Annotated in this window: 7 protein-coding genes and 1 pseudogene; 2 read left to right on the top strand and 6 right to left on the bottom strand. The window is 41.9% G+C overall.

What is annotated here, in order from left to right:
* Window positions 1-96, bottom strand: a 96-nt coding sequence (psbZ, locus tag LC574_RS18600) for a photosystem II reaction center protein PsbZ (RefSeq protein ID WP_229454877.1), incomplete at its 3' end; no start/stop codon positions are given.
* Between the two features lie 207 nt (window positions 97-303).
* Between psbZ and LC574_RS18595 the strand changes: the two genes are divergently transcribed.
* Both LC574_RS18595 and LC574_RS18590 read left to right on the top strand, forming a co-directional pair.
* The gene (locus LC574_RS18595; protein ID WP_229454876.1) at window positions 304-597 is read left to right on the top strand and encodes a hypothetical protein; all 294 of its coding nucleotides are present in this window, start codon (window positions 304-306) and stop codon (window positions 595-597) included.
* Between the two features lie 88 nt (window positions 598-685).
* Window positions 686-3,424 (top strand): CBS domain-containing protein, encoded by a 2,739-nt coding sequence (locus LC574_RS18590; protein ID WP_229454875.1) that lies wholly within the window; start codon window positions 686-688, stop codon window positions 3,422-3,424.
* 340 nt (window positions 3,425-3,764) lie between these two features.
* Here the strand turns inward: LC574_RS18590 and LC574_RS18585 are convergent, their stop codons facing one another.
* From LC574_RS18585 to LC574_RS38110, 5 genes and pseudogenes are all read right to left on the bottom strand, one after another.
* A complete protein-coding gene (locus tag LC574_RS18585) occupies window positions 3,765-4,472 on the bottom strand; it encodes a Uma2 family endonuclease (RefSeq protein WP_229454874.1) in 708 nt (235 codons plus the stop codon).
* A 150-nt stretch (window positions 4,473-4,622) separates the two neighbouring features.
* Window positions 4,623-5,366 (bottom strand): Uma2 family endonuclease, encoded by a 744-nt coding sequence (locus LC574_RS18580; protein ID WP_229454873.1) that lies wholly within the window; start codon window positions 5,364-5,366, stop codon window positions 4,623-4,625.
* Window positions 5,367-5,462: 96 nt separating this feature from the next.
* A complete protein-coding gene (locus tag LC574_RS38115; RefSeq protein WP_267871591.1) occupies window positions 5,463-5,594 on the bottom strand; it encodes a hypothetical protein in 132 nt (43 codons plus the stop codon).
* Between the two features lie 125 nt (window positions 5,595-5,719).
* Window positions 5,720-6,058 (bottom strand): DUF433 domain-containing protein, encoded by a 339-nt coding sequence (locus tag LC574_RS18575; protein WP_229454872.1) that lies wholly within the window; start codon window positions 6,056-6,058, stop codon window positions 5,720-5,722.
* 216 nt (window positions 6,059-6,274) lie between these two features.
* Window positions 6,275-7,109: pseudogene (locus LC574_RS38110) on the bottom strand (serine/threonine protein kinase); the annotation flags it as partial.

Genomic DNA, 7,109 nt, shown 5'->3' with positions numbered 1-7,109 from the left:
ATTTTGGGGAGTGGCGTAAGCAACGGGGACGCCAACAACCAGGACAAAAGACAATAGGACTAGACCTATCAAGGCAAATTGGAATATTATGGTCATTTTTGATTCTCCCAATACAGCTAAATACTAAGGATAGAATATCGTGACATACTCCTACACTGACAGCAAGCTTTACAGTGTAGGCTTCTCAACCAATCCAGCTATTGCTTAGGAGGCGTTGAGCTTTATTTTAAGTCCACGGAATGCCCTACCGCAGACTATGAATTTCTTACCCTGTACCCTACAAATTTTACTATCCTGGATGAAATGCTGGAGCCAGTGCGTTGGGCGGGTTCCCCGACTTGTAGCAACTGGCGTGCATATTCGCGCTATCAGACAAACCAATCGGTAATTTGTATTAATCAAGATGTGCCGACTTACTTTCATGCTGTGCAACAAAGTCGCTTACCAATAGTCGCAATGCTACTGGACAGAGGCTTATCAGACACCAATGTGGGTCAAGCTTACCACAAGTATTTTACCAGAAAAAGCTTATTAAATTGGCGATTCGTCGCCTACCCTTTTCCTCAACGAGTGAGAGTCGTTATTGGTTGGGTCTGAGTTCTCCTTACCGCCTAAAAATTTATCTTATGCTGCCCTACGGGTCAGATGTGGGGCTACTTTAAGTTTTAACTAATGGCTCTTAACTATGGATTTAATTCTTTGTCACACAACAGCAGATTTTGACGCACTAGGAGCAGCAGTAGGGTTAACGCGTCTATTACCGGGAAGTAAGATTGTGCTGACTGGCGGTTCTCACCCTCCTGTACGGGATTTTTTAGCATTGCATCGGGATGAATATCCGCTAATTGAACGCCGTTCGGTGAATCCAGAAAAAATTCGTTCTCTGACTGTGGTGGATACGCAACGGCGCGATCGCTTGGGTAAGGCTGCCCAGTGGTTAGATTTACCCCATATTAGAGAAATTATAATTTATGACCATCACTTAGGACAAGATTCAGATATTCCGGCTACCGAATCATATATTTCCTCAGTAGGAGCAGCCACAACTTTAATCGTTGAGCAATTGCAACAACAGGAAATTTCCTTGACTCCTGCCGAAGCAACTGTGATGGCTTTGGGTATCCACGTTGACACTGGCTCTTTGACTTATGACCAGTCCACACCACGGGATGCCCTAGCTTTGGCTTGGTTGATGCAACAAGGTGCTAGTTTATCAGTAATTTCTACCTACCGTGACCCTGGATTATCACCGCAATTGCAGCAGTTATTAACTGAATCGCTGGAAAATTTAGAATATCTTTGCCTACGCGGATACACGGTTGCTTGGGTAACTCTAAGAACTAAAAATTTTGTGCCTGGGTTATCGAGTTTGGCATCGGAACTCGTGGAATTAACCGAAATTGATGCCCTACTGTTGGCTAATGAGTATCCTTTAGGTGAAGAGGATTCACGGTTAACTGTAATTGGGCGATCGCAAATTCCCAAAACGAATCTTAACCTATTATTCCAACTTCTAGGTGGCGGCGGTCATTCACAAGCCGCATCGCTAAACCTAAGGGGAGTTGATTCACAGGCAATATTAAAACAACTCCTTGACGGGGTAAAAGCGCAAATTCCCCATCCCCCCACAGCTAGGGACTTGATGTCCTCTCCTGTTCGCACGATTCTGCCTGAAACTACAATTGCCGAAGCCCAGCGCATTTTATTACGCTATGGACACTCTGGTTTATCTGTAGTCGATGCCCAAGGGCAGTTAGTAGGTATTATTTCGCGCCGGGATCTTGATGTTGCCCTGCACCACGGATTTAGTCATGCGCCAGTTAAAGGCTATATGACCACAAATCTTAAAACGATCGCACCAGATACGACACTGCCACAAATTGAAGCACTGATGGTGACTTATGATATCGGACGCTTACCAGTATTGGAGAATGAGCAGTTAGTTGGTCTGGTCACTCGTACTGATGTATTGCGGGAATTACATCAAGAAAGGGATGAAGACGAAGAGGGACAAAAATTCAAAATTCAAAATGACGCTAGCCGACTCGCTAACGCGGCGCTAACAAAATTCAAAATTCCTCTCAGCACTGAGTTGCAAAATCGCCTTGCACCGCAACTGTGGCAATTACTCACTACAGCATCGCAAGAGGCAGAAAAACGGGGTTGGCATCTTTATCTTGTCGGGGGTGCAGTGCGGGATTTACTGTTAGCTGAAGCAGCATCAGGCACTTTGATGATTAAAGATATTGATCTTGTGGTTGATGGCTTTCACAAATCAGCAGATGTTGGTGCTGGTGTAGAATTAGCAAAGGCACTCCAACAACTTTACCCTGCGGCCCGCTTAGAAATCCACGGAGCTTTTCAAACTGCTGCTTTGTTGTGGCACAAAGACCCAGAATTAGATTCTCTATGGGTAGATATTGCCACCGCTAGAACGGAATTTTATCCTTATCCAGCAGCAAATCCAGAAGTTGAAGCGAGTTCCATTCGTCAAGACTTGTATCGTCGAGATTTTACCATCAATGCCCTTGCTTTGCGCCTCACTACTCCCCGTGCTGGTGAATTACTTGATTTCTTTGGTGGATTAATCGATTTACAAGCCAAGCAAATTCGGGTTTTGCACGCCAATAGCTTTATCGAAGACCCCACCCGGATTTATCGTGGCGTGCGTTTTGCTGTGCGCTTCGGATTTCAGATTGAACCGCAAACAGAAGAGTTTATCCGCTATGCGATCAACAGTGGCGTTTACGATCGCACTGCTCAAGAGAATAGCAAAACTCCAGCCCTACAAACTAGACTGAAAACAGAATTAAAACACATCCTAGAAGCACCCTACTGGAAATCGGCTTTACAGTTACTCGATAATTTAGGGGCATTGCAATGTATCCATCCTACCCTGAAGCTAGACGCAGAACTCCTGCGACAATTACGTTTGCTAGAACGCTGTTTGCGGCGATTTGACCCGCAACCAACCCTCATCCATTGGGAAATGCGCTTAGAAGCGTTAATCGCCCATCTAGCACCACAATATCGAGTGAAAGTAGCAAAAAATCTGCAACTGCAAGAGGATAGCATTAAACGCTTGCAACACTTGGCTTCTGCCCAAACTGAGGTGATGGAATCTTTGCCTAAGTGTCAAAGTCCCAGTCAAGTAGTGCAGTTGCTGCGACAGTACGACTTACCAATGCTGATTTTAATTGCTTTGCAAAATCCGCGATCGCTTAGACATCAGATTTGGGAATATTTAACTGTTTGGGCGAATGTGCAGCCACTATTGAATGGCAATGATTTAAAGAAACTTGGTTACAAACCAGGGCCGCAGTATCGGCAAATATTAGATGATGTAGTTGCTGCTACCTTAGATGGAGTGATTAAAGATAGGACTGAAGCTGAGGAGTTTTTAGCACAACACTATCCTAAATGAATTAGTGAAGCGATCGCTCATATATTTGTGGAGTGTTGAGCAATAGATTATAAATTCAGGTTTTATCATCAGCCAGATCATTTGGGAGCATCCCACTTTTTTACATGTCATTGCGTTCGCGTAGCGTCTCGAAGAGAGGAACGAAGCAATCGCAAAATTCTTCTCTTCAAAACGAGTCCATGAGATTGCTTCGTCGTTCCTCCTCGCAATGACAGTTATTCTCAAGAGCAAAATAAAAACTGGGATGCACCCGATCATTTTCATCAGGTTTGATAGCTTGTATAATCTGTTGAACTATCTTTGGGTGTAATACTTTACGCTATGCGATTATTATATTAATCTAAATTGTATCTGGATCGATATTTAACTCTCGCAATTTTGCTGCCAAACGTTCTACTCTTTCTTTCGCTTGTGCTTTTACTATGGTTTCTTGTGCCTGCACGATAGTTTCTTCTAGTGTCAGTACTAATTGTCCATCAGGTGTGAACCAACGTAATAATCCCTGATGAATTCCCAAATATAACCCTAATTGTTTACTCCACAAATGCCCTTGTGCATTTGCTTGTAAAGGTTGATATTTTCCATCTACTAAATGAAATCCGGCAAATTCTAATGTGTATGGGTCAAACCAAAAATAATCCGGCGTGCGAAAAGTATCTTGATAAATTTCTTTCTTTATACCTTTGTCTGTTTGGGCTGTTGATTCCGACATAATTTCTACGACGACATGGGGATATTTGCCATATTCTTCCCACACTACCCAACTTTTGCGGATTTTACGTTCTGTTTTTAATACTACAAAAAAGTCTGGGCTACTAAGGTGTCTTGATTTTAGTTGTTGCGTATTGTAATAGATAGTCAGGTTTGCCGTCGCATAAAAATCATTTCTGTCTCGCCACAGCCATTTCAGGCATTCTAAAAGTAAGATTATTTGTCGCATGTGCAGTTCTGTTTCCCAGGGAGGTTCGTCACTATATAAATCACCTGGTGGAAATATCACATCTTGAGAAATGTCTTCAGTAGATTCTGATTCTTGGGTGATGGTCATAGAATCAATCCGGCATCAATTAGTTCTAGGTTGATTTTAACAGAGTTGTAGATAGCGATAAGCCTGACGGCATAGCTATCGCTTACCGCAGTAGATTAACGCTTTTTAAAAAAAGGCGATGCCTACGATATTATACGCGATCGCAGTACCCTAAATTGTATCTGGGTCGATATTTAACTCCCGCAGTTTTTCAGCCAAACGTTCTGCTTTTTGTTCAGCTTGTTCTGCTTTTTGTTCAGCTTGTTCTGCTTTTTGTTCAGCTTGTTCTGCTTTTTGTTCAGCTTGTTCTGTCGCTTCTTCAAGTGTTGGCACTAATTGACCATCTCGTGTAAAAAACCGCAATAGTCCCTGATAAACTCCTAAATATAAACCTAGCTGATGACTCCACAAATATCCTTCTTCACTTGCTTGTAAAGGTTGATATTCTCCATCTACTAAATGAAATCCCGCAAATTCTTGTGTGTAAGGGTCGAACCAAAAATAATCAGGCGTGCGAAAAGTATCTTGATAAATTGTTTTCTTTAAATTTTTGTCAGTATTCGCTGTTGAGTCAGACAAAATTTCCAGAATTACATTTGGATATTTGCCATCTTCTTCCCAGACTACCCAACTTTTACGGGTTTTACGTTCAGTTCCCAGTACTACAAAAAAGTCTGGCCCTCGGAAGTATTCTGATTTGCGTTGGCGTGGACTGTAGTAGATAGTCAGGTTTCCTGCTGCATAGAAATCATTTTTATCTCGCCACAGCCATTTTAGGCATTTGAGTAAGAGCATGATTTGCTCTAGATGTAGTTCGCTTTCCAAGGGAGGCTCATCACTATATAAATCACCAGGGGGAAATATAACATCTTCGCAGATGCCTTTTTGATCATCTAATTCTTGAGCTATGGTCATAGAATGGATACGGCATCAAGTAGTTATGGATTTATTTTAGCAGTTTTAGTTTTGTAGTTGGCGATCGCGTAGCGTACCGTAGGCGATCGCTTATTTTTAGGGTAAGGGTAAATAAACTATTCGGTCTTGATATTCATCTTCTTCTGATGCAAAAGCAGCTATTATTAATTCTTCTATATTTTCCAGGGCTATTTCATTCTCATATAGTCCGCCTCCGAATGAATTCACCTCTCTTATAGCGAAAGTCTTCTTAAGACGACTGAGAAAAGTTTATAGTCCGTTTTAACGGACTTTAGCTAAAAGCCAAAGAACTTCAGTTCTGGGCGGTTTCTGTCTGCAACGAAATAGCCCTGCTATATTTTCACATTGGCTTGTCTTTCAGTTCGGATTTGACGCATTTTTTCTGATACAGGTGGAGGATTAAGCCTCTGTTGTTCTCGCATTCTATGACCGTGTTCTATCCAGTTTTTCATGTAAGCACTGACAGCTTCTTTGTTTTGCAGATAATAAAGAATTGTTGCATATACTTGTTCTAAAGAGATTGTTTGATAAATTTGGGCAATTTCTTCTGGAGAACGTCCACAATCAATGTATTCATAAAGAATTGTTTCAATACCAATTCTTGAATCTTTCAGTCTAATGTCTTCAGAAGAGAGAAAGTTGAAATACTCTGCGATATGTTTGGTAGACATAGATTGACCTATATTTATTTGTTTATATATATCGTAATCTTTTTGTGAAAGCGATAAGCCTGACGGCATAGCTATCGCTTACCGCACTACATTAACGCTTTGTAAAAAAAGGCTTCGCATTCTTAAGTTAGGCAGAAAAAAAGAGAGTGCGATCTTATCTTACTCACAAACACTACAAGATCCCCGACTTCTTTAAGAAGTCGGGGATCTGTTTGATTACGGTTTAATTAAAGATTCCTCAGACTGGCGATATTTAGTAATTAACCTACGTCTTTTTAGAGGTGAATAAAGCAGCATGGAAAGTGCGAGTAAACTGGTTCCGGTTAGTGCTAACAAAATAAATTGATTTAGAAAGCCCGCTACTATCCCAGTTCCTGCGCTAGCTCCAAATCCTAATGTTAGTAGTATTAGTACAGTTGTAAATGAGTCTTCAGCCAAATTTATAACCCAATTCACAGCCAAACCCACAGCCAAACCCGCGGCTATACCTACAACCAAACCAACCCAACCCACAGCCAAACCAGCCCAACCCACAGCCAAACCCACAGCCCAACCCACAGCCAAACCCACAGCCTCATCCACAGATTTTCCTCCCTTTAGTTCGGAATAACCCGTCCAAAACCCAAACATAAGTGAGGAAATACTGCTAAACAGAATCCACTCATATACAACATTTTGTAAATACCAACTTGCAAAAGCACTTGCAGCATAAGTAATAAACCAAGTCGTAGCCATAGCTACCAACACAGCCACTAAAAACAGCCCAATTAAACCACCAGAGGGTATCTTTCGCTTTTCAATTGGTAAAGCAGCCGTCTGCACCTTCACCGTTAAAGTGTGAATTGCTGGATAGGCATTACTGTGCAGTATGAGTTGACGTTTATACTGCTTATCCGCCATCAATTTACTCGTATCCACCTGAACTCGACACCGAGTATGATTTCCGATAAACCGAGCAGGTATCACCGAAATCCAAGCATGATTATCTGGCGTATGCGGTGGGTCATGAGGATGAGGTGCAATTTCCCATCTACCTTGTAGTAAAGTATCT

This window comes from Nostoc sp. CHAB 5715 (assembly GCF_020829685.1).
In the GTDB taxonomy this organism is placed as follows: Bacteria; Cyanobacteriota; Cyanobacteriia; order Cyanobacteriales; family Nostocaceae; genus Nostoc.
The sequence above is the reverse complement of the archived record's forward strand: the minus strand, read 5'-3'. Positions and strand labels throughout refer to the sequence as shown.

Excerpts from the sequence above, each read along its gene's own strand:
- LC574_RS18595 (WP_229454876.1), top strand. The coding sequence starts at position 304 with ATGCTGGAGCCAGTGCGTTGGGCGGGTTCCCCGACTTGTAGCAACTGG.
- LC574_RS18590 (WP_229454875.1), top strand. The coding sequence starts at position 686 with ATGGATTTAATTCTTTGTCACACAACAGCAGATTTTGACGCACTAGGA.
- LC574_RS18585 (WP_229454874.1), bottom strand. The coding sequence starts at position 4,472 with ATGACCATCACCCAAGAATCAGAATCTACTGAAGACATTTCTCAAGAT.
- LC574_RS18580 (WP_229454873.1), bottom strand. The coding sequence starts at position 5,366 with ATGACCATAGCTCAAGAATTAGATGATCAAAAAGGCATCTGCGAAGAT.
- LC574_RS18575 (WP_229454872.1), bottom strand. The coding sequence starts at position 6,058 with ATGTCTACCAAACATATCGCAGAGTATTTCAACTTTCTCTCTTCTGAA.